Origin of the sequence: Pseudoalteromonas sp. Cn5-37 (assembly GCF_021532495.1) — a bacterium.
In the GTDB taxonomy this organism is placed as follows: domain Bacteria; phylum Pseudomonadota; class Gammaproteobacteria; order Enterobacterales; family Alteromonadaceae; genus Pseudoalteromonas; species Pseudoalteromonas simplex.
Map to the genome: position 1 here is coordinate 50,856 of NZ_JAKGBA010000005.1, position 22,049 is coordinate 72,904.

The following is a 22,049-nucleotide window of genomic DNA, read 5'->3' on the forward strand; positions in this document are numbered from 1 at the left end:
AAGCCCGCCAAATTAGGCGGGCTTATAATTTGCTTTTAACTATTAGAAGCTATAACGAACCCCGATACGCATCTCCCATAAAGAAGGTTCAGTTTGTACACTCGTACCAGCAGGGTGGTTGAAAGAGCTATAAACATACTGCCCATCAACAATGTCAGCTGTTACTGCACTTTGCAACGAACTACCTGATTTTAAAACACCCCAATCGTCGTTCAACAGATTACCGATGTTTTTAATTACGAAATAAGCAGAGCCTTTTTGATCAGGCGTGAAGCCCATGAATTCTTGCTCAACTTTTAGATCGAATGTAACCCACCAGTCACCATCAATATTATTACGTTTTTGGATCTCACCTCGTTTTAAGCCTTCACTTTCAATCCAGTTATTAAAGGCAGTTTGATCGAAGTCAGGTCCATAAACAACTGCTGCATCATCAACCTCTGGTACATATAAAAGTTGGCGACTCGCGTCATTAAAGCCTAAACCACCTGAATCTCTATCAAAGGTATACGAGTATGGGTTAGTCTGTTGTGCTTGACCAAATAGGTTGAACTTAGTTTCGTAGCCATCAAAAATTTCATGGCTATAACCAAAAGATAATGTAAAGCGATGTGGTATCTCATAATTAGAAGTTGTAACCCCAGGATTCTCTGAATCAGATACCGCAATAAAGTGGTAATTAGAGAATGCTACAGAGCTTGTCATTGGGCTCACATCTTTAGCCACGGTATAAGCATAAGAAAGCGCTAAATCTATGCCATTATCAAATGCTTTATTCATCGATAAAGAAAGTACATGTGAATAAGCATCTCTGCCTTCTACGTTTGTCAGCATAAAGTCAGATACACGTGGGTGTAAAACATCGTTGTAAACAGGGCGGCCATCTGGCGCTGTGTCTGTTTGTACGTTGGCGATGTTGCGAATGATTGCTGAGTCTTGTTTATCTGTGTAGAGATAATCAACATTGAACACATAATCATTGCTGGTGATGTAAGTACCACCTAAAGAGAACTTCCATTCTGAAGGAATTTCAAAGTCAGGGTCTGTAACATTTGCGCTTGCATCTGCACCACCTTGTCCAACCTCGTCATAGAGTGATTGAGGAATGTCATAACCTGGCATACCGCCACCATTAAATGCAATGGCATCATCACCAAGAATTTGTAAACCTCTTTGGTTAATTTGAATATTTCGTACACCGTCATTAGAGTAGCTGTTCGAAACCCAAACATTTGGATTACCACCAGAATATAGACCAAAACCACCACGTAACTCTAATTGATCATTATAAATCCAGTTGATGCCTAAACGCGGTTGAAGAAGGTCAATACCATCGAGGTTTTGGCTATTTGAAAAGCCATATCTGTCTTCAAAGTTTTGGTTATGGGTTGGTTTATCGCTGCTTGTATACCAATCATAACGTAGACCCGCTGTAATCGTGATATCGTAGTCAATTAGCTCAAACTTATCTTGAAAGTAAACGGTGTTTAAAGCGTAAGCAAATTCGCCTGCTGCATCGTCTGGATTTTGTGATGATGCGTTGCCATAGTAAACACGCGCAATACCATTTTCAAAATCTTCTATTGAACTAAAGCGATATTCGCCTTCTGTGTGCTGAACAAATAAGTTGTATACATCCAGTTCTTCACGCTCATATCCAAATGATAATTCATGATCTTCTAGATAGTATGTGCCACCTAATTTAAGTGATAGGTTGTCATAGTTTAGGATATTTGATTGGCGAGAATCATCAGGGCCGATATAAACATCAATATCACCAGTGTCGATACGGAATTCACCAAAACCAGATGCAGCATCTAATGATTGTTGGCGGTTATCGAGTTTTGAATAACCCACTCTTACTTCTGTTGAAAAATTATCTGTCCAATCAGAGTAAACAGAGGCAACATAGGATTCTAATTCAGCGCCACGCTCATAGAAGTGGTTTGAAAGAGCTATTTCGTTAGAATCAGCATCAGATTGAGCTAGAGAGAAGCCATCATTGTAGTTATACACTAGGCTTGCACGGTGGGCATCGTTAATGTTCCAATCAAGCTTTACTAAAATCTTTTCGTCTTCGACAGGTAGGCTTGGAATCATGCTACCTGGGTCGTAGTTATAGTTATCTTTGGAGATTTGTGTAATACGGTCGATCGTTGCTTGATCAATACGGTTGTCAGCAAATGGAATATAATCAAAGATTTGCGCGCCTTCTAGTTTCTCATAAGAGGTAAAAAAGAATAGCTTATCTTCAATTAAAGGTAGACCTAGGTTAAAACCATAACGTTTCTCAGTGTAGTTTCCTGTATCAAGCTTTTTACCTTCGATAGAGTCGCCTGACATTGAGTCATTGGTATAGTCGTAAAATAAACCACCATGAATTTCATTGGTACCTGATTTTGTTACCGCATTAATATTACATGATGTAAAACCACCGTATTGCACGTCGAATGGCGCAAGTTCAACAGCCACTTGGTCTATAGAATCGAATGAAAATGGCATGCGTTCGGTTGGGTATCCACTCGAATTTAAACCAAAGTTATCATTCATGCGCACACCATCAACAGTCAAGCTGTTGAAGCGAGGATTACCGCCGCCACAATTAATTGAGTTTGCATTTGTTTCATCAATAAAGATGCGAGGGTCGGCGCGAATAATGTCTTTCAAATCACGGTTTATTGCAGGGCGAGACTCTAGATCTTCAAGTGAGAAATGACTTGCAGGACCTGTGCTGCCAGTTTGTGCGCTTATCGGTGCGCCAGATACCACTATTTGTTCCATTTGCTGTGTTTGTAAACTAACAGTCACAGGGTAATCTTGACCTAAAGTCAAATAAATACCATCAAGTTGTTGATCTTCATATTGATCAGAATCGACGATAATTTTGTAAGGGCCACCGACGCGAAGGCCTTGGCTTGAAAAATTACCTTCATTTGTTACCGTCGTTTTTTTAACTGAGCCTGAAGGGATATGGATTATTGTTATTTGTGTGCCAGCAGCAGGATTGCCATTCGGGCCTGTAACTTGTCCTTTGATAGAGGAGGAGGTTTCATTGGCCATTGCAGCATGGCTGAAGGTTAAACAAGTCGCAACAGCGATTGCTAGTGTACTTTTATTAAATGTTGATTTCATGAGGTTTCCCGTTATTAAATTATAATACTTACTCGGTGTAAGTACCTTTCCTTTTTTAAAGTCAATGTGTGTCATTTTTATTACAGATATAAAAAAGCCCGTAATTAAACGGGCTTTAAACAGTATAGATTAGAACTTGTAACTAATACCAATTTTAGCTTGCCATGCAGAAGCACTTTGGTCGATTAGTGTGTAATTTCTTACATCTGCACCATTGTACGCTTCATCAATTATATAGCGGCCTTGGTCATCTAAACCACCAAAGTCATAAACTGATTGGTCTTGATAGCTAAGGCGTTTTTCAATACCCCAGTCGCTATTAAGTAAGTTAGCAAAGTTATCAATCATGAAATACACTTCACCGCTATGACCTTTAGCGAAACCTGGGATTTCTTGCTTAACGCTGATATCCATAGTTGTTACCCAAGGCATAGTACCTGTATTACGGTCTAAGATTTCACCACGCTCAGAAATACCCGCTCTATCAAGTAGTGCTTCAAGCTCACCCCAAGTAAGTTGCGATTCATCCCAGTTTACATTCGGGTCATCCGCACCAGTTGGAATATATGCTAAGTATGCAGAGCTTGAGTAGAAGTCACGCGAATCGCCTAACGCACCGTCTTGGTACGAAGCCATTGTGTGACTGTAAGGGCGACCTGAACGACGCTCAAAGTAAAGGTCAAACTTAGTGTTATAGCCTTTAAAGAATTCAGTGTGGTAGCTGATATTCACTTTGAAGCTATGTTCTACTTCATAGGCACCACGCTGTGCTAAGTCTTGGTTACGGTTTTTAGTAACACTGTGCTGGTAGTTACTTTGCGCTTGTGAAGATGAACCTGAAGACGCTTCAGTGATATCTTGGTGTGCATAGCTTGCTGAGATGTATAAACCGTTATCCCATTCTTTTGCAAGTGCTGTTGAGAAGATAACTGAACGGCCATCATCAGATGAATTTGTTAGCATGATATCGAAGTTATCAGCTAAATCACCTGAGTAGATGCTTTCTTGGATTAAACGCTCGCCATCAGCCGCAACGCCCACAGGTACGATAGCCGTGTTGTGCCAAATTGCTTCGTTTTCTTTCTTGTGGTAAGCGATTTCAGCTTGCCATTTGAAACCATTACCAAGTAATTCAGAGTCAAAGTCATACTCGAAACCAATTTGGCTACGGATGCTTGAAGGTAATTTAAAATCAGGGTCAATGTAGTTTGTGCTACCCGCACCTTTTACCAGTGAATCTTGAATTGCACCTGGTACAGATGTGATATCTGCAGGGTTATTTGCGTAGTAATCATTAATAACTGATTGTGGTGCATCAACAAGTGTAATACCGTCTTTTTGGTACGAGTTGTTATACCAAACGTTAGGTATACCACCTTGGAAACGACCTACACCACCGCTGATTGTTAGGTTTTCTGTTGCGTAATATTTAAACCCAACACGAGGTAGGATGATATCGACGCCATCAAGATTCTCTTGATTTGAAAAACCGTAAGTCTCTAGGAAGTTTTCATTTAGAGTTGGCTTGTCGTCAGATGCTAAGCGCTCATAACGAATACCTGCATTTACTTCTAAATCGTCACCAATATAAAAAGTATCTTCCAGGTAGATTGCTAATTGGCTACGCGTTGCATCATATGCTGTGTCTGCAGCATTGTTTGTATAAGCATTTGCGTAAGAGAAGTCATAAGTACCATTAAAGTTACCCACTTCACGGTTTGCAAAACCAGCTAGACTATCAAACTCCCATGAACCTAATGAATTTGCAGCAAATAGGTTATACAGATTGAGTGATTCATACTGAATACCAAAGTTAAGCTCATGCTCATCAAGAAGGTAAGTACCATCAAATGTTAATGTTAGGTTTTCAGTTGAAGACTCATTCGCGTGGCGGTATTGGTCTGTACCAAACTCATACGCTGGACCACGGTAGTATTCTTCAACTTTTACGCTACCAATATTCGAGTTTGTTAAGCTGTTTGAACTGACATCTTTATACGCGATACCAATCTCTGATGAGAAAACATCGCTCCAATCTGAGTAAAGTTTTGTCGAAAAATTGTTGAATTTAGTTGCATAAGTATAACGGCTTGAAGCAAGTAATACTGTGTCACCGCCAGTGCCGAAGTTGCGCTCTTCTTGATCGTCTTGCCACTGATATGTGAAATCTAGACGATGTGCATCGCTGATGTTCCAGCTTAGTTTTACAAGTAGTGATTCATTTGTATCTTCAGGATCGCCACCTAAAGAGTCTTGGAAACCATATACATTGTCTAATACAGATAAGAAGTTATTTAGTTGCTCTTCTGTTACATCGTATTCGTTCGTTGCACCAGAGCCCTCAAAACCATAATCTAAATCAAGTTCGCTCTTCCAGCTGTTGTAGTTAACAAAATAGAAAAGCGTGTCTTTGATTAATGGACCGCCCACGTTAAAACCAAAACGTTCTTCAGTTTGAATTGGTTCTACTTTGTTAATTTCAAATGTTTTATGGCCATCTTCGTCTAAAACAGGGCGACCATCAGCATAAACTTCAGAAATGCTATCTACATCACCTGCCATATCAGGTGTTGACGTTTCGTAGAAACCTGAGAACTTAAATTCATTTGTACCAGATTTTGTTACGGCATTAATTGTACCACCACCAAAGTTACCTTTTGATGCTGAGAAAGGTGATACATCAACAGAAATTTGCTCAATTGCATCAAGTGCAACTGGTGGTTGAGCAGTAGGGTAGCCGCCATAGTTTAAACCGAAGTCATCGTTTTGGCCGATACCATCAACAGTCAGGCTGTTTGTACGAGGGTTGTTACCGGCAAATGTAAGCTCACCACTACCATTGATATTTGCAAGTGGGTTTAATCGCGCTACATCTTTAATGTCTTTGTTAAAGCTTGGCATATTGTTGATTGTGTCTTCACCGAAAACACTGCTTGAACCGCCTGACTGTTGAACAATTTTATAGCCAGAAACTTCAATTTTTTCCATTGCTAATGAGTTTAATTGTTCTTGTAAGCGGTAAGTATCACCAAGCTCTAAGTAGATATTCTCTACCATGCTGTCACTGTGTGTATCTGAGTCGATAAATACAGTGTATGGGCCACCAACACGTAGACCATTGGCGATGAAAGTACCGCTTTCATTTGTAGTTAACTCACTGACTGTGCCAGTTGGTTGGTGAATAACCTTTATTTTAACATTTGCAGCTGCTTCACCAGAAGGTGTTGTGATTTTACCTCTCATTGAAGATGAGGTATCTGCAGCCATAGCACTTGTTGAAACACCAAGAGCTAATATAACTGCTCCGGTTAATTTCGAAAGGCGTAACTTATTCATTATGTTATTTCCCGTGTTAGAGGTTTGTTGGTTTATAGTTCACTGTTAGCTGGCATCTTAAGTGCCTTTACTAACGGTTTTGCTGATTTATCAAATAATGAGTTTAATAAACCGGCTAATCTAATCCCGCCTTGTTGTAGACGAGTTTTTACAATTGGTAAATTTTTATAGATATAACTGTAACTTACATTTGTTTCATTTTCTTTATAGAGTGAATTAGCGATGTTGTTTGATTCAATTAACCAATCACTTGGCGAACTTGCAAGGTAATCTGATATTAATGTTTGCTTTGATGTATCAACGAACTTGGCAAACTCAGTGTAAGATAAGTTTTCGTTTTCTATTAATTTAGTGTCCCAAAGGCTGTGTAAGTTAGTATCTTGCCCAAAGAATGTGACAGAAATACGATTGCCACCACGGTCCTCGCTGCGACCAGCATGGAAAGGTTGGTGGCTATCACCAACAAGGTGAACTAAAAAGCGTAATGCAAATTGCTTTTCACCGAGAGAGGCTTTTGGGTTTTGTAAAACTGATATTGAATATTCCATGCCTTCAAGGATGTCTGACACGGTTTCTTTATTATGGTGGGCATGTGAGTCGTAATGAGGTTTAGCATCGCCTTCTTTAAAGTTAATGTAATGCCAGCGTGAAGATTTTTTTTGCCAAAACGTTTCTGGCGCAGAACGCATTTCATCAGCCCATGTTGCAACTTGTGGTAAAGAATCACCATCAAGTAAAGGAACTAATGCTTGCTTAGTGGTGTCAGTAATATGCTTAGATGCAATTTCACCAATAATACGGTGACCATTCTGACCCCATGCATTTGCAGGGTTACTTAACAACACCGAAATAACTGGTGTTGATAACAGCAACATTTTTATTGTTTTTTGTAACATTGACTTAGTGTCCAAAATGAATGTGCCCTGAAGCACGATTTCTTGCGGCATATTTTCCTGAATTTAAAAACAAATAGAAAGGACTCAATAAGATTCATAATTTCTTGTCCATACTTGTTATTTTTCAATGGTTTATGGTTTTTAGGTAAAATTACCTGTTGTAATAAGTAAGAATAATTGTTCAAATAGAGACAACGGAGCGTTGTTGGCTATTAAAATTGAATTTAAGAACAATACTAATAAAAAAATCGTCGATTGTTACATTTTTGTTTCTATCAGTTGTTTTGTTTTTTTATATCGGAATTTTGCAGGGTAAACCGGCTGTTTCTGATATCGATGCATTTATTGAAACGTCTTTTCAATGTGATACCAAATCAGAGGTTAACCTTAACGAGTTAGTGGTGTATTCATCGGGCAAAGTGTTGGCTGAGGATGTTGCTAAAACCTTATGCAATGATGACATCATAAGTAAACAATATGGCAAGGTAACCTCTTATTGGGGTTATAAAACCTCAGACACGATTGAGTTTTTAGGCAAAGGGATTGCTGATTTAATCCTTGCTAAAGAAAATTTAATTAACGCTTTTATGGCGGAGTCAACTTACAACTACCAAGCTGTTGTTGGATTTCCTGATTACACTGCCTATTTAATTTCGAGTAAAGAAAAACCTAGAATTGATAAGAGCTACTTTTTAGATAAACGCATTGGTTTACTTGATTACCCAACCAGTCGCTCAGGACATATTTTACCAAAGCAGCTATTTAAAAAATTAGACATCAACCTAGAAAACCTAAATATCACTTATGCCAGTTCCCATACTGAGTTAAGAGAGCTGCTTGCCAGCGGAAAGGTTGATTTAATTTCTTCTTATTGGCAAGACAGTGACCAGCAACGTTTTTCTAAAAATTATATTACGCCTATACGCGACAATATAAGTGGCAGTCGTTGGTATTTAAAAATGCAGGACGAAAACACCGACCTTTTATGTGCAGTTCAAGCGCAGTTAACCCTATTGGCACACAATCAAAATTCTCATTACTTTAATCATGTTGAGTCTTTTTGGGAATGTAACTCGACTCAGCAAACAATGAAAGTAGGGGATAGCAATGCTGCCAATTAGAATTAAGCTTGTTTATGGCGCAATATTTTTAAGCTGTTGTTTGGTATTATTTGCTACCTTCATTACTGCAAAAGCTTATAAGACAACAACTAATGATGCACTGACTTTAGCAAAAGTTGAAAACCGTATTGCTCTTGATTTAAACCATTTAAATTTACCAGATGGTTTTTTGAAGCACTCCGGTAGTAGAGACATGGTACTCAATTATATCACGCGTCTTAATGCTCAGTTAGCAGACTCAGGCGTAATGGTTTACTCTATTGAAGGTATTTCGGAATATCCTGCCCGTGCTGATTTAATTACTAAGCAATTACATGCACCTCAAAAATCATTAACGGTTAGTTTTGTTATCGCATCTTCTTTATTAGATAAAAACGATATAGCTGTGTTCATTCTGGTCTGCTTATTTGCATCTACATTTACCTACTTATTATTTATCAGTGAACGAACCAAGATTCAAATAGCTAAAAACGAACCTGAAGTTGCAGTTCAGATAGAAGAAAAACCTAAATTGATAGTCGATCTTCAAAATAAAACCTTGGCTGCTAGTTGCGATGTCGATAAAACAGTGGCACTTGCGAATAAACCATTGTGTTTTTATCTCGCTTTAGTTGAGTTTTGTATTGAGCAACCTGACGTAGTGCTTAATCAAAATAAAGATGTACCAGAAGAATTGCTGACTTTAGCGAACAAGTATTTTTACCGGTTAGTTGAGCTTGGTCACACAATACGTAAACGACCAAACTTTACCAATAGCTTAGAAAAAACTTTAAGCGAAATTCGGGCAGCCCTTGATGAAGTTTGGCAAGACCAGCTTGAGATAAAAGAAACCTATTATCCGCCTAAAGCCCATGGTGAAGGTTCACGCTCTCGATTACATCATTACGGATTGAAGTCGATTGAGATCACCGATATTGAAGTCATAGGCAAATAATCTAGTTTTAAAGTAAAAAGGGAAGTCACTGACTTCCCTTTATCTATTTAGATATTGATGATTAGGTATCTAAAACTGCTTAGGAGTGTAATCAGCCGCTTTAACAGGGCTATTTTGCTCAAAGAAACGTTTTAATGCCTGTGCATCGGTATCATCTGTACTTACAAAGCCTTTTTTATTGGTAAGCGTAGGGTAGCCATCACCACCAGAGGCGTTGTAGCTATTAATACTCATTCGATATGTTTTAGTCATATCAAGTGGTTTACCAGCAATTTTAACATCAGATAAAGTGTCGTTATCGCGTTTGAAGCTTAGCTTATAGTATTGTAAGTAGGCACCTGAATCAGGTGGGAAAGAAGTAACAACCTGCAAGTAGTCATATAGCTCTTGGCCTGTCATATCAATATAGGTGATACGGTTTTTAAAAGGATGAACTTTTAAAATATCTTTATAACTGACATCGCCAGCTTGAATGCTATCACGAATACCGCCACCGCTTATCAAACCAAAATCAGCACCCACTGACTGCATTTGTGCAGCAATAATAACGCGTGCTAAGTTTACTTGCTCATAGCGTACTTTATTGCGGTCACCTTCAAGTTTTGCATCCACGTTACCTATTTTACCAGCAATTTGTGCTGCACCTTTTTTCTGATAAACCGCGAGCATGTCTTGTAAGTTTTTGTTTGGCTCGATGTACTCAGCCGCTAGCTGTTTATTGCCATTTTCATCATCGATATAAAGGTTTACCGGAATAAGTGAGTAATTAAGCAGAGTTAATTCATCGTTTTCTAACTTGAATTCTGCTTTTCCCACATATTTACCCCACTCATGGGCTTGCATGATCCAAGTACCGTTTTGTTGATCAGGCTTACACGCTTTACCTGGCATAAAGCTTTCGTCAGCAACATTGGCTTCTTTCATACACACCGGCTCTTGTGAATGACCGCCGACAATAATATCTAGCATGCCTTTTGGTAAGTTACGCGCCATAGTCACATCACCGGGTGCATTAATACCAAAGTTAGCATCAACATAGTGACCCATGTGCGTTACAGCAATAGTGATATCAGGCTTGTACTGCTTTTCAATTTTTGGGGCTAACTTTGCAGTCACTTCTGTAGGGTCTTTAAATTCTAGGCCACCGATATACTGCGGGTTACCTATTTTTGCTGTATCTGTTGTGGTTAAACCAATGACAGCAATTTTGAGTCCGTTTTTTTCAAAGATTTTGTATGCTTGATAACGAGTTTCACCGGTCGTTTTATCTATAATATTGGCTGATAAAAAAGGGAAGTTAGACCATTTTTGCTGTTTATCGAGTACAGCCAGCGGGTTATCAAACTCATGGTTACCAATTGCCATGGCATCGTAACCAATTACAGACATACCTTTAAAATCCGGTTCTGCGTGTTGTAGATCTGATTCAGGAATACCTGTATTGATATCGCCACCAGACAGCAGTAAAACTGCATGTCCTTGTGCTTTAGCATCGGCTCTTAATTGATCAATTAAAGTCTTGCGAGCAGCCATACCATATTCACCATGTTCGTTATGCCAAAAACGACCGTGATTATCATTAGTATGGAGCAGAGTGAAATATTGGGCTGAATCTGTATTGTTAGAAGAGGAGCTACACGCGGTTAGGGTAACCAGTAGCGATGTTAGTAAAAAAAAACGCATAATTGTTTGCCTGAATAGAGCAGTAGGTTAATTATGCGCTTAGTTTAAACGACTTAAGTTTAAATTAAATGTCTTTTATAAACTTTTGTCGCTATTTTCTGTATTTAGTTGTCCTGTTGCGGCAAGTTGTCTTCGTTGTAGTTCTTGTTCTGCATAATGAGACTTAAGATGATTATTGCCGACCATCCAATTTAAAAAACTAGCGGGTAACTTACTATAAGGCTCACCTTGGTGTAGGCCAAAATCGCATATTGCGTTCTCTTCATTCGCCATGGTTCATTCCTGTGTGTTCATTGTTGTCGTGCAGATACTAACAAACTGAGCCTATTTGATAAGACGATTTTGATTTAATCTTTAAACTTTTTATAACCATAATGAATACACAGTGTAAATTAATGTAACTGAGATGTAATTGATTTGACGCGTTTTGTGTAACTGTTTTGTTTGCTATTTAAGCACCTGCCTATTTTGTTTAAGCTTCTTGCAGTTTTATAATAAAAATTATCAGGAAAGATAAACAATGAAAAAACATCTACTTGCAACAGCTTTATTGGCTAGCAGTTTTACAGCGAATGCAACTATTGTCGAAATGCAAACGGACCTGGGCAGCATTACGATTCATCTTTATGATCAACAGACACCTGTTACAGTTGAGAACTTTTTAAATTATGTTGCAGATGGTAGCTACGATGGCACCGTTATCCATCGTTCTGTTGATAACTTTATTTTACAAGGTGGGGGTTTTAAATTTGGTACTGACTTTGATGCGATAGACACCGCAGACGCTATTACTAATGAACCAGAGTTGTCTAATGTGAAAGGTACCATTGCAATGGCTAAGCTTGGTGGCAATGCTAACAGTGCAACCAGTCAGTGGTTTTTTAATTTAAAAGATAACAGCGCAAATCTTGACTTACAAAATGGTGGCTTTACCGTTTTTGGCGAGGTAACTGTCCAGAGTATGGCTGTGATAGAGCAAATCACAGAATTAGTACATTGTGGAGAGATCCCAGTAGTAAACTTAAATGAAGAGCAGTGCCCAGATACAACATCAGGTTTTAGTGGTGAAAACTTATTTTACATTAACAGTGTAACTGTGATTGACGATGACCCTAATTCATCTGCTTCTTTATCACCAAAAGAAAACACGCTGATTGATGAAGATGACGCTTCAGACAACGGCGGTAGTAGTTCAGGTGGTAGTCTTGCATGGATGCTATCTTTATTAGCCCTAGCAGGCTTTGCTCGTCGTAAATAATTCCAACCAACAAAGTTAATAAGGCGCTAAAAAGCGCCTTATTTCTTTGTATTGATGATTATTAAAAGATTCTAACTAAAATGAGCACCCACATTATTAGCATTATAAAGCTACTGACAACGAAACTATAATAGCGCGCCTTCAAGGTGTTTGAAGTTAAGTGTATTACGCTATGAATAATTCTTAATGCAACATAAACCCAAGCAAGGGCAACAAAAACAGTACCTACAGCATTGACTTGCAGAGCTGTTAAACAGGCAATAAAAAACAGCACAGGCATTTCGAATTGATTGATAAAGTTACGATCTGCTACGCGAACATTATCCCCAGCCTTTTCAAGTTCCATTGTTAAGAAGTCTTTCATCTCAATGGTTTTTTGCTTTGCCGCACGAAAACGGCGCTTACCCATAATGTACATGACAGTAAAAGTCAGAAAGACTTGAGTGAACATTGCTACAATTAGCCACTTTTCCATAGCTCATCCTTTGTTATAGTTATTGCTATTAATTTTAACCGTAAGTACTGCATTTTCACAATGTGTTACAAAGTTTTGCTGTAACTTAACTGAAAAGCATTGAATTGCGGCGCTCGAAAACACATGATAAATAAAAATTTATTCAATTCCTAATGGATACAAAATAATGAAAAAAATAATGGGACTCAGTGCAATCGCTTTTGCAGTGTTAGCAGGTTGTTCTTCTACTTCTACCACAACGCCTCCTGCTGCTAATACTAACCTTATTCCAGACTCGTTAGTTATCAGCCCAAACGACACCCGTGAGTACAAAACATTAAAACTTGATAATGAAATTGATGTAATTTTAATTTCAGATCCAAGTGCTGAAAAATCAGCTGCTGCATTGAGTGTTGGTGTTGGTTTATTGCACGACCCTATGTCGCAACAAGGTATGGCGCATTATTTAGAGCATATGCTGTTCCTTGGTACCGATCGTTACCCAGACACCAAAGGTTACAGTGATTTTATGACTAAAAATGGCGGTGCTCATAACGCTTACACTTGGTTAGATATCACAAACTACATGTTCAAAGTGAACAATGATGCCTACGATGAAGCACTTGACCGTTTTGCGGATTTCTTTAAATCACCAAAGCTTTACCCTGAATACACAGACAAAGAAAAAAATGCCGTAAATGCCGAATGGTCAATGCGCCGTGAGATGGACTTTTTTGGCCAATTTAAACTGGCACGTCAAATGATGGGCTCACACCCTGCTAATCGTTTCCTGATTGGTAACCTAGAAACACTAGGTGATAAAGAAGGCAGCAATCTTCATAAAGAAACCGTTGCTTTTTATAACAAGTACTATTCATCGAACATTATGAAAGTGGCGATGATTTCTAATCGTCCACTTGCTGAGATGGAAGCAAAAGCAAAACAGTACTTTGCTGATATTGAAAATAAAAATATCGAAAAGCCAACGGTGACTGATAAGTTAGATTTCTCTGAAGCTGGCGGTAAACGTGTTTATTACGCACCGAATGAAGACGTAAAACAACTGCAATTAGAATTCACTATTGCTGATAACAGTTCACAATTTGCAGTTAAACCAAACCGTTTTGTTTCTTACCTTTTAAGTAACGAAATGCAAGGCAGCCCAGCACAAATACTACGTGATAAAGGTTGGGTATCAGGTTTATCGTCTTCTGCTTCACCAACGCAATATGGGAACTACGGAAGCTTAACAGTTGATATTGAATTGACTGATGCCGGCATGCAAAACCGCGAAGAAATTGTTGCTATGGTTATGCAATATATTGCACTTATCAAAGAGCAGGGTGTTGATAGCAAATACTTTAATGAAATTCGTACATCGTTAAACAATTCGTTTCAATTCCTAGAAAAAGGGGATGAGTTTGGTTATGTAAGTAACTTAACTGATAGCATGCAAAAGTTCCCTGTGAACAACGCAATTAACGCACCTTATTATTATGCCAAGTTTGATGCAGATGCGGTGCAAAATGTCCTTTCGCAATTAAACGAAGATACTTTACGTATTTGGTATATTTCAAAACAAGAAGAGACAGATTCACAGCTGCATTTTTACGATGGTAAATATCGTATTGAAGATATCAGCGAGTCAGAAGTTGCAAGCTGGAATAAACCAAGTGAAGTCGCGTTAGCATTACCAACAGTAAACCGCTTATTACCTGAAAGCTTTGCAATTAAAACAGCTGAGTTTAAACAACAAGCGCATCCTGAACTCGTATTTGATCGGCAAGGCGTTAAAGTTTGGCGTCAAGCAAGTCAGCAGTTTGCTGAGCAGCCTAAAGGTCTTGTTGAAGTTTATATTAATACGCCAGATGCCCTTGTGAATGTAAAATCACAGGTTCTTTACTCAATTTGGGCTGATCTTTATAACTTACAACAAAGTAAATTAAGCACGGAAGCCGCTGTTGCAGGTATGAGTTTAGGGCTACAACCAAGTAATGGCCTTGTGTTATCGCTTAGTGGTTTCACTGATAAACAAGATGTCCTTTTAGCTCAGGCGCTTGAAAATCTAACGTTAGAAGTGTCTGAAGAAGGTTTTGCCCAAGCAATCGATCGTTTTAAGCGTGATTTACTAAATCAGCAAAAACAGTTCCCGTTTTATCAAGCATTCGGTGAGTACTCTAAGCTTACTCGTAGTGGTAAATTTGATACCGAAACCTTGATTGCTGCGGCAGATGCGCTTACCTTAGCTGATTTTACGGCTATTAAGCAATCAACACTTGCTGCCAATGACTTACGCGTATTCACGTTTGGTAACTATAACCAAAATGATGTTGACGCTATTGCGAGTAAACTAACCGCTATTTTACCAATAGGTCATAAAGCGACCGAGTTTGCTAGAAGTAAAGCCTGGTTGCCTCAGCCTGGTGAGCGTATCGTTTTACAAAAAGATATTGATGTAGCTGATGTAGCAATCATTGACATGGTTGTTCACCCAACCCCTGGCTATAAACAAAAAGCACAGGCACAAATTTTACAAAGCCACTTTAGAACCGTAGCGTTTGATAAGTTACGTACTGAAGAGCAACTTGCTTATGCGGTTGGTGCGTTAGCGCGTCCAATCGAAGATTATTCTGCATTAGGTCTTTACATTCAAACACCGGTTAAAGGCCCTAAAGAGATGCAGGCGCGCTTTGATGAGTTTAAAAAGCAATACGCAGTTGAGCTTGATAACATGACAGAAGAAACATTTGCACAACTTAAAAATGCAACGCTTGTGTCTTTAAAAGAGCAACCTAAGAATTTAAGTGATGAAATGTCGCCACTTATTACAGACTGGTATCGTGAGAACTTTAAGTTTGACTCTAAAGAAAAGCTTATCGCTGAAGTTGAAAAAGTAACCTTGGCTGATCTGAAAGATTATTACAAGAAAACGATGCTCAATAGTGAAGCTGCGCGTTTAAACATTCAAATGCGTGGTAGTAAGTTTGCAGACAAGCCATTTGCAGACCTGAAAAGCCAAACAAAAGTTGAAAACTTAGAAAGTTTTTACAAAGGCATTAAATTCCAAAACTAATTTAATAGTTGATAAACAAAAGCCCAAGCTATTGCTTGGGCTTTTTAATTTATGCGATAAGCAAAAATCCTATAAATGCAGCAGATGCGGCAAGTAAGGTATAAGGCAGTTGCGTGATAGCATGGCTGACTAAATCACACCCTGAGCCTTGTGCAGCAAGTACGGTGGAATCTGAATAGAAGCACGCTTGACTACCAAATGACGACGCCGATAACAAAGCACCAATCACTAAAGGAATATTGGCATCAATTGCGTAAGCCAGTGGCATTACAATAGGAATAGTTACTGCGAAAATTCCCCAGCTTGAACCTGTTGCAAAAGCAAGTACTGCCATTGCTAAAAAGACCACGGCAGGTAGGTACTGTGCTGTCATATAAGGGCTCAAGGTATTTATGACATATTGCGGTAGCATTAATTGGTCACACACATCTTTAAATATAAATGCTGCAACCACAGTCCCAATAGCGGGGATCATGCTTTTAAAACCATCGAGCATACGCTCAACGAGTTCTGACAATGTCATCAACTTTTGTAACATATAAAAAGGCAAAACAACGGTAAAGGTTGCCAGCAGCCCTTTATAGACGTCAATGTCAAAGTAAACAGTAAACGCAACAAGTAAAACTATCGGTACTAAAAAGTTATAGAGTTTGCCGTTTGAAGCGGCTGTTTCAAAGTTTTCTTCTGCTGCTTTTACTGCGTATTCATCCGCTGTTTGAACATCTGTGTACTGGCTATTTGATATTTCGATTTGATTATTCATGGCACGTAGTTGTGCTTTTTTCATCGGACCAAAAGCAGGAATGACATTTAAGCTAACTAGTAATACCACAATGACTGCAAACCAAGCATATAACATGTAAGGTATTGCTTGGATATATACAGCAATACCTTGACCTTCTGGTGCAACATTATTATCAACTAACAAGCCACCAAAAAAAACGGCCCATGTAGAGAGTGGTACAAGCACACAAATAGGCGCAGCCGTTGAGTCAACAACATAAGCGAGCATTTCGCGGCTAATTTTAAACTTATCGGTGATACGCTTCATAGTTTCACCGACGGTTAATGCATTTAGGTAATCATCGATAAAAATAATTACACCTAGCACAAAGGTCATTACTAACGATGAACGCTGGCCTTTGGCAAATTTTAACGCTAATTCGGCGAATGCACTTGCACCCCCGGTTCTTACTAATAAAGCGATTAATGCACCAAATCCACCACAGACTAGAATTAGCCAGGCAATGGTTTCGTCTTGCATTACTTTTAATGAAATATCAGCAAAATTTGCTAACACAGCGGTCGGACCTAGCATGGCTAAACCAAATAAAGCACCAATCAGTAAAGATAAAATAGGGCGGCGTAAAAATACGGCCAAAACCACCACCAATACTGGCGGCAGTAAACTTAACGCAGAAGGTTCTTGCATTATAATTTTCACACAGTTAAGCAATACGAGATTGCTTAGAGAAATCAAAAGTCTATTGACTCAATTAACTGCTTTACGCGAACACACTTTTATGGACCCTTTAGGGAAAGTGCCTGCGTTGGCTGGCGCCAGACAGTATAGAGGGTATACTGCTTTTGTTTTGCCCAAAACATCGCAAGAAAAATAATCCTGAATATTAATTTAGTCAATAACAATTTTAATTGCGATGATAATTATTTTACACTCATCTATAACGTCACTTTTTATTAATTGAGCAAAGGGATTATGGCATTTTCAGATACTTACAGACTCAGTAGCCATGCGGTTATCACCAACAACCAAGGTCAGGTGTTATTACTAAAAGCTGATTACGGTCAAAAAAGTTGGGGGCTACCTGGCGGCGCTTTAGATAAAGGTGAAACCATTCATCAAGCGTTACTTCGCGAATGCCAAGAAGAACTTAATTGTGATGTAGATATCGCTTATTTAAGTGGCGTTTATTATCACACAGCGTTTAACTCTTATGCGTTTATTTTTCGTGCTCATATAGCTGAGGACGCTGAGATAATGTTGAGTAATGAGCACACAGAGTATGGCTATTTCGATATTGACGAGTTATCTAAAGTACAAAAAGAGCGTGTTCTTGATTGCCTTAATTTTACCAATGATGTCGTGAGTAAGGTGTTTTAATAAATGTTAGATATATATTTGCGCGCTGGGCAGCCTGATGATGCCGCGTTTATCGTTGAGCTTTTAAACCAAGCAACATTTTTAGAGCACATAGGTAATAAAAACATTAATACGCCCGCACAAGCAGAGCATTATATTCAACAAACGTTTATAAATAGCCACCAGCAATTTGGCTTTGGCAGTTATATTGTTTGTTTAGCTGATGATACACCGGTTGGAATGGTGGGGCTCTTTCAGCGCGATGCGTTAGCTATCCCCGATTTAGGATTTGCCTTGTTAGCTAACTATGAAGGTAAGGGTATTATTACATCTGCTGCTAGGTTATTGATGGCCAAAAAACACGTATTAGAGCTTGGTGTACTTGCAGCAATAACCTCACCAACAAATATTGGCTCACAAAAGGTGTTACAGAAACTTGGCTTTGAGTTCATAGGCGATGTCATCATTAACGATGACAATCAGCCTCTAAAACTCTTTTTAAAGAGTAAGCTTTGATACTTCGTTTGCAACTTGTTTGTTTACCTTTAACCATGTTGACTCAAGTGTCGCCACAAGCCCTTCGTAATCACTTGCTTGTAATGGTGTAAGCTCATTGAAGTAATTAACCGCTTTTAACTTTCGGCCCGACTCAGGGTTTGTATAGTACAAACGCCAAAGCCCTGCAATGTTGGCATTGCCTTGCTCATCGCCATTAAAGTGATGTAGCTCATATTCTAATTCATAATAGCTTTGTTGATCTAAATCGGTGATCACCGGTAAACCTTTTATTACCATCCAATTATCAAGGTCAGTGTAAAGCTGTTGATGGGCAATGGCGGTTAACATTAAATCCGGTGATTCACTCCATAAATGGTAGTTAGCAGCATTGACTCGGTTGTTGTCGAGTACCATAGCAATACCGCGATTATTAAGCGCACCACGTAATTGTACTGTGTTGATCCTTAGCTGAGCTTGCGTATTTTCAGCTAACCGCTGCATATTCACGATTGGCTGCGAGAATTGATAATACTCAATAGTTGAGAATGACGTCTGACTGCAGGCCGAAAGTAACAGCACTGCTGCGATTGAAACACAGCGTTTATAGTTCATTATTGTTTCCTCGGCGTTGGATCTGCGGGTAGTTCTTTATCAAATATCAGCATATTAGGCTGCTGGTTCAAGCCACGTGTAAGTGGTTGTAGCTCTTCACTTAAACGTTTAAATTCGGACAAGGTAGTTTGTAACTGCTGATGGAAAGCCGAACCTTGTTCGTAACTTGCCATGGTTTTTTCAAATTGTTTCATGGTTTTATCGAACTGTTGCATGCTTTTAGTCATTTCTGCAAAGTTGCGATTTATATCACCGGGTAAATCTTGGGTATCTTGCTTATTGATCAATTCTCGCATGTCATGAGCAAGTTCTTGGTACTCAGAAAACGTAGTTTGCATTTGTGCCAAGCTGTCTTCTATCTTAAGGTTGTTCACTTTATTTAACACATCGGATACTTGGTCAGCTATGACCGTAATACCACTCGATACACTTGGGAATACGGTATAATCGGCTATAGTCTTTAATTCGGCAGGTTCCGCGTTATCATAAATGTCTAAGTCAACGTATACGGCGCCGGTAAGTAAGTTACCTGGCTTTAAAGAGGCTCTAAGGCCATTTTTAATCCAGCTATCTAAGCTTGAATGCCAAAACTCGCGTGCAGCTGTACTGTCGTGGTAAAGACGACCATATTCAATTTTAATAAGGGCAGGTACTGCGGTATTGTCAGTTCTAAAGTGTGCAGGCTTGCCGTCGATCATGACACTTGCTGGTGCTTCAACCACACTACCAATACGCATACCACGGTATTCAACAGGTGCCCCAGCTCTTAACCCACGAATTGATTGCTCAAAATCGATTAAGTAATAATCAAAGTCATAAAAGCGCTCTTCTAACGCGGCTTTATAACTATTACTTAATGAAAAACTGTGTCCATTAGTGGCGACTTCACCAGGAGATTGCTGCTCAGGTATACCTACAGAAATTCCACCTTTGAGTAACTTACTTAATGAACCTGTATTTACATTAATTCCATCAGCTGATAGGTCTATTTCGATACCTGAGTTCACCCAAAATATAGAATTTAAGGTAATTAAATTTTGATAAGGCTCATTAATGAAAATGCCATATTTCATGGCCTGATTTTTCCAGTCAAAGGTTGCAGTTTCTATTTGGCCAATTTTGTAATCTTTGAAATAAATACCCGTACTTACATCAAGTACTTCAGCGTTATAGCTAAGCAGAGTGAAACGACCACCTTTAACATCATTGCCAATTAATGCGGGTTCATCCTGAAGTTCAAACTTATCCGCTAGCTTCTTGCTTTCACCCGGTGCAAATTCTAAGTATACGCCTGAGAGCAGAGTGCTCATTCCAGTAATACCTGTATCATCAATTCGTGGTTTAACGACCCAAATTTTTGCATCGTCAGTTAATAGGTCATCATAGTGTTTATCGATTTGAGCTCTTGCAATTACACTATTTTGCTGATCTGACAGACGTACATGATTAATTTGGCCGATTTTTACACTACGTACTTTTATTTCAGTTTTGCCAGCAACGATACCTTCTGCATGAGGCATTTTTATAAAGATAGTGGTGCCTTTATTTGCCTGATACTGATATAACATCCATGCGCCTATTAGTAGGGCTATTAACGGAATTATCCATATAGCCGAAATATTTGGCGCTGATTTTATTTTAGCGTTTTCGCTCATGCCAGAGTCTCTTGTTTTACTTTCTTTAAATTAGTAGGGCTGTCCCACAGTAAGCGTGGATCAAATGCATGGGCTGCCAACATTTGGCAAATTACCATAGTGGTAAAAAATATTGTGCCGATGCCTGGTGTCACAGACATTAAATTTCCTAGTTGTACTAAGGCTACTAGAATCGCGACAACAAATACATCAATCATTGACCATTTACCTATAAATTCAGTTAATTGGTAGATACGTGTATAGCCTTTTGTTTGTCTATTTGCAGGCTTCATCACCATATAGCATAAAAAACTTAAGATTAGCGCTTTGGCAAGGGGAACAACTACACTGGCCAAAAATATGATCATGGCTATTGGATAAGAACCACTATTCCACAAAATCATCACACCACCAATAATCGTAGAAGGCATTTCATCACCTAGGCTGGTGGTATACATAATTGGGTAGATGTTGGCTGGGATGTAGCAAGCGACAGATGTGATCAACCAAGCAAACGCTTTTTGTACACTATAAGGATTGCGGGTAAAGGTTTTTGTGTCACATCGCGAGCAAATTTCAGTATTACATAATTGGCCACAAACATGACAAGCACGCAGTCCTTGATCGATAGCTCGTGTGTTTGCAATTGTTTGATCTATATATGCGGGCTCTCTTAATTGCTTCCAAAGATAGTGTTTATTTAACTTCGCCATGGTTGCTACATATAGAACCACAAATGCCACATAGGACCAAAAGCTTACACCAAATTCAATGTCTGCCATTGACATTATTTTCACCATGCTGACCATCACCCCGATTAAGAAAATCTCGGACATGATCCAAGGCTCTAAAGCAAAGGTGGTTTTTAACAATCTTTTGCCCCACAAATAAGGTAGTACTTTTAATACACCTAAATGTAGCGGAATAATCAATAGTAATAACAACATAGGTAAGCCTATGATGCTTATGTCAATAAATAGACCCAAAAAATCGTTATCGTAATTGAATAAAATACGCGCAGCATCAGGAAGCGTAATGGTTTGTGTAATACCGCTACTCGTGAAAGATAAAAAAGGATAAAACATACTGCTTAAAAGCATGACTATTGCGCTTAAGCTCAATGCGACCACTGTACTGTCTTGGCAGGCTTGTGATGTTGATAACTTAGTATTGCAATGTGGGCAAAGCGCTACTTGTTTTGCATTTAAATGTGGGATCTCAACGACCAGATCACAACTAGGGCAGGCTGTTTGCAAACTTAGAGTCTCATAAACAAGAACTTAGTTAAGTTTGCACCAAATACTGCATAAATACAAA

17 protein-coding genes are annotated in these 22,049 nt (G+C 38.9%); 6 read left to right on the forward strand and 11 right to left on the reverse strand.

The window, feature by feature from the left end; translation table 11 throughout:
* Positions 1 to 42 precede the first annotated feature (42 nt).
* The 3 genes from L1266_RS09165 to L1266_RS09175 all read right to left on the reverse strand — a co-directional run bounded on the left by L1266_RS09165 (position 43) and on the right by L1266_RS09175 (position 7,364).
* The gene (locus L1266_RS09165; RefSeq protein ID WP_235377377.1) at positions 43 to 3,132 is read right to left on the reverse strand and encodes a TonB-dependent receptor; all 3,090 of its coding nucleotides are present in this window, start codon (positions 3,130 to 3,132) and stop codon (positions 43 to 45) included.
* Between the two features lie 129 nt (positions 3,133 to 3,261).
* A complete protein-coding gene (locus L1266_RS09170) occupies positions 3,262 to 6,468 on the reverse strand; it encodes a TonB-dependent receptor (RefSeq protein ID WP_235377378.1) in 3,207 nt (1,068 codons plus the stop codon).
* A gap of 32 nt (positions 6,469 to 6,500) precedes the next feature.
* Positions 6,501 to 7,364: a S1/P1 nuclease gene (locus L1266_RS09175; protein ID WP_442960599.1), complete on the reverse strand. Its 864-nt coding sequence runs from the start codon at positions 7,362 to 7,364 to the stop codon at positions 6,501 to 6,503.
* A gap of 218 nt (positions 7,365 to 7,582) precedes the next feature.
* Between L1266_RS09175 and L1266_RS09180 the strand changes: the two genes are divergently transcribed.
* Both L1266_RS09180 and L1266_RS09185 read left to right on the forward strand, forming a co-directional pair.
* On the forward strand, positions 7,583 to 8,485 hold the full coding sequence (locus L1266_RS09180; RefSeq protein ID WP_235377379.1) for a hypothetical protein: 903 nt from the start codon (positions 7,583 to 7,585) through the stop codon (positions 8,483 to 8,485).
* On the forward strand, positions 8,472 to 9,419 hold the full coding sequence (locus tag L1266_RS09185; protein WP_235377380.1) for a hypothetical protein: 948 nt from the start codon (positions 8,472 to 8,474) through the stop codon (positions 9,417 to 9,419). Before L1266_RS09180 ends, L1266_RS09185 begins: the two co-directional genes overlap by 14 nt.
* A 69-nt stretch (positions 9,420 to 9,488) precedes the next feature.
* Here L1266_RS09185 and ushA read toward each other — a convergent pair whose 3' ends face one another.
* The 3 genes from ushA to L1266_RS22490 form a co-directional block, all read right to left on the reverse strand.
* On the reverse strand, positions 9,489 to 11,102 hold the full coding sequence (ushA, locus tag L1266_RS09190) for a bifunctional UDP-sugar hydrolase/5'-nucleotidase UshA (RefSeq protein ID WP_054552198.1): 1,614 nt from the start codon (positions 11,100 to 11,102) through the stop codon (positions 9,489 to 9,491).
* A gap of 75 nt (positions 11,103 to 11,177) precedes the next feature.
* Positions 11,178 to 11,375, reverse strand: coding sequence for a hypothetical protein (locus L1266_RS09195; RefSeq protein WP_054552199.1), 198 nt, complete (start codon positions 11,373 to 11,375; stop codon positions 11,178 to 11,180).
* A gap of 231 nt (positions 11,376 to 11,606) precedes the next feature.
* Positions 11,607 to 11,714, reverse strand: coding sequence for an AgrD family cyclic lactone autoinducer peptide (locus tag L1266_RS22490; protein WP_365995968.1), 108 nt, complete (start codon positions 11,712 to 11,714; stop codon positions 11,607 to 11,609).
* Here L1266_RS22490 and L1266_RS09200 point away from each other — a divergent pair.
* Positions 11,683 to 12,360, forward strand: a complete 678-nt coding sequence (locus L1266_RS09200) for a peptidylprolyl isomerase (RefSeq protein ID WP_366035299.1) — start codon at positions 11,683 to 11,685, stop codon at positions 12,358 to 12,360. The genes L1266_RS22490 and L1266_RS09200 overlap by 32 nt on opposite strands.
* Before the next feature lie 61 nt (positions 12,361 to 12,421).
* Here the strand turns inward: L1266_RS09200 and L1266_RS09205 are convergent, their stop codons facing one another.
* Positions 12,422 to 12,835 carry an MAPEG family protein gene (locus tag L1266_RS09205; protein ID WP_235377381.1) on the reverse strand — a complete coding sequence of 138 codons (414 nt, stop codon included), beginning with the start codon at positions 12,833 to 12,835 and terminating at the stop codon, positions 12,422 to 12,424.
* 166 nt (positions 12,836 to 13,001) lie between these two features.
* Between L1266_RS09205 and L1266_RS09210 the strand changes: the two genes are divergently transcribed.
* Positions 13,002 to 15,887, forward strand: coding sequence for an insulinase family protein (locus L1266_RS09210; RefSeq protein ID WP_235377382.1), 2,886 nt, complete (start codon positions 13,002 to 13,004; stop codon positions 15,885 to 15,887).
* A 49-nt stretch (positions 15,888 to 15,936) separates the two neighbouring features.
* Here L1266_RS09210 and L1266_RS09215 read toward each other — a convergent pair whose 3' ends face one another.
* The gene (locus L1266_RS09215; RefSeq protein ID WP_235377383.1) at positions 15,937 to 17,319 is read right to left on the reverse strand and encodes a Na+/H+ antiporter NhaC family protein; all 1,383 of its coding nucleotides are present in this window, start codon (positions 17,317 to 17,319) and stop codon (positions 15,937 to 15,939) included.
* A 285-nt stretch (positions 17,320 to 17,604) separates the two neighbouring features.
* Here L1266_RS09215 and L1266_RS09220 point away from each other — a divergent pair, with 285 nt between their 5' ends.
* Complete coding sequence (locus L1266_RS09220) at positions 17,605 to 18,009, forward strand: NUDIX hydrolase (RefSeq protein WP_235377384.1); 405 nt, start codon at positions 17,605 to 17,607, stop codon at positions 18,007 to 18,009.
* A gap of 3 nt (positions 18,010 to 18,012) precedes the next feature.
* A complete protein-coding gene (locus tag L1266_RS09225; RefSeq protein ID WP_235377385.1) occupies positions 18,013 to 18,504 on the forward strand; it encodes a GNAT family N-acetyltransferase in 492 nt (163 codons plus the stop codon).
* Here the strand turns inward: L1266_RS09225 and L1266_RS09230 are convergent.
* From L1266_RS09230 to L1266_RS09240, 3 genes are read right to left on the reverse strand one after another with little or no spacing between them, the layout of a single operon-like run.
* The gene (locus L1266_RS09230) at positions 18,487 to 19,098 is read right to left on the reverse strand and encodes a PqiC family protein (protein ID WP_235377386.1); all 612 of its coding nucleotides are present in this window, start codon (positions 19,096 to 19,098) and stop codon (positions 18,487 to 18,489) included. The two genes, L1266_RS09225 and L1266_RS09230, sit on opposite strands and share 18 nt — an antisense overlap.
* Positions 19,098 to 20,753, reverse strand: coding sequence for an intermembrane transport protein PqiB (pqiB, locus tag L1266_RS09235; protein ID WP_054552207.1), 1,656 nt, complete (start codon positions 20,751 to 20,753; stop codon positions 19,098 to 19,100). The genes L1266_RS09230 and pqiB overlap by 1 nt, the downstream gene beginning before the upstream one ends.
* On the reverse strand, positions 20,750 to 21,988 hold the full coding sequence (locus tag L1266_RS09240) for a PqiA/YebS family transporter subunit (protein WP_138617278.1): 1,239 nt from the start codon (positions 21,986 to 21,988) through the stop codon (positions 20,750 to 20,752). The genes pqiB and L1266_RS09240 overlap by 4 nt, the downstream gene beginning before the upstream one ends.
* Between the last annotated feature and the right edge of the window lie 61 nt (positions 21,989 to 22,049).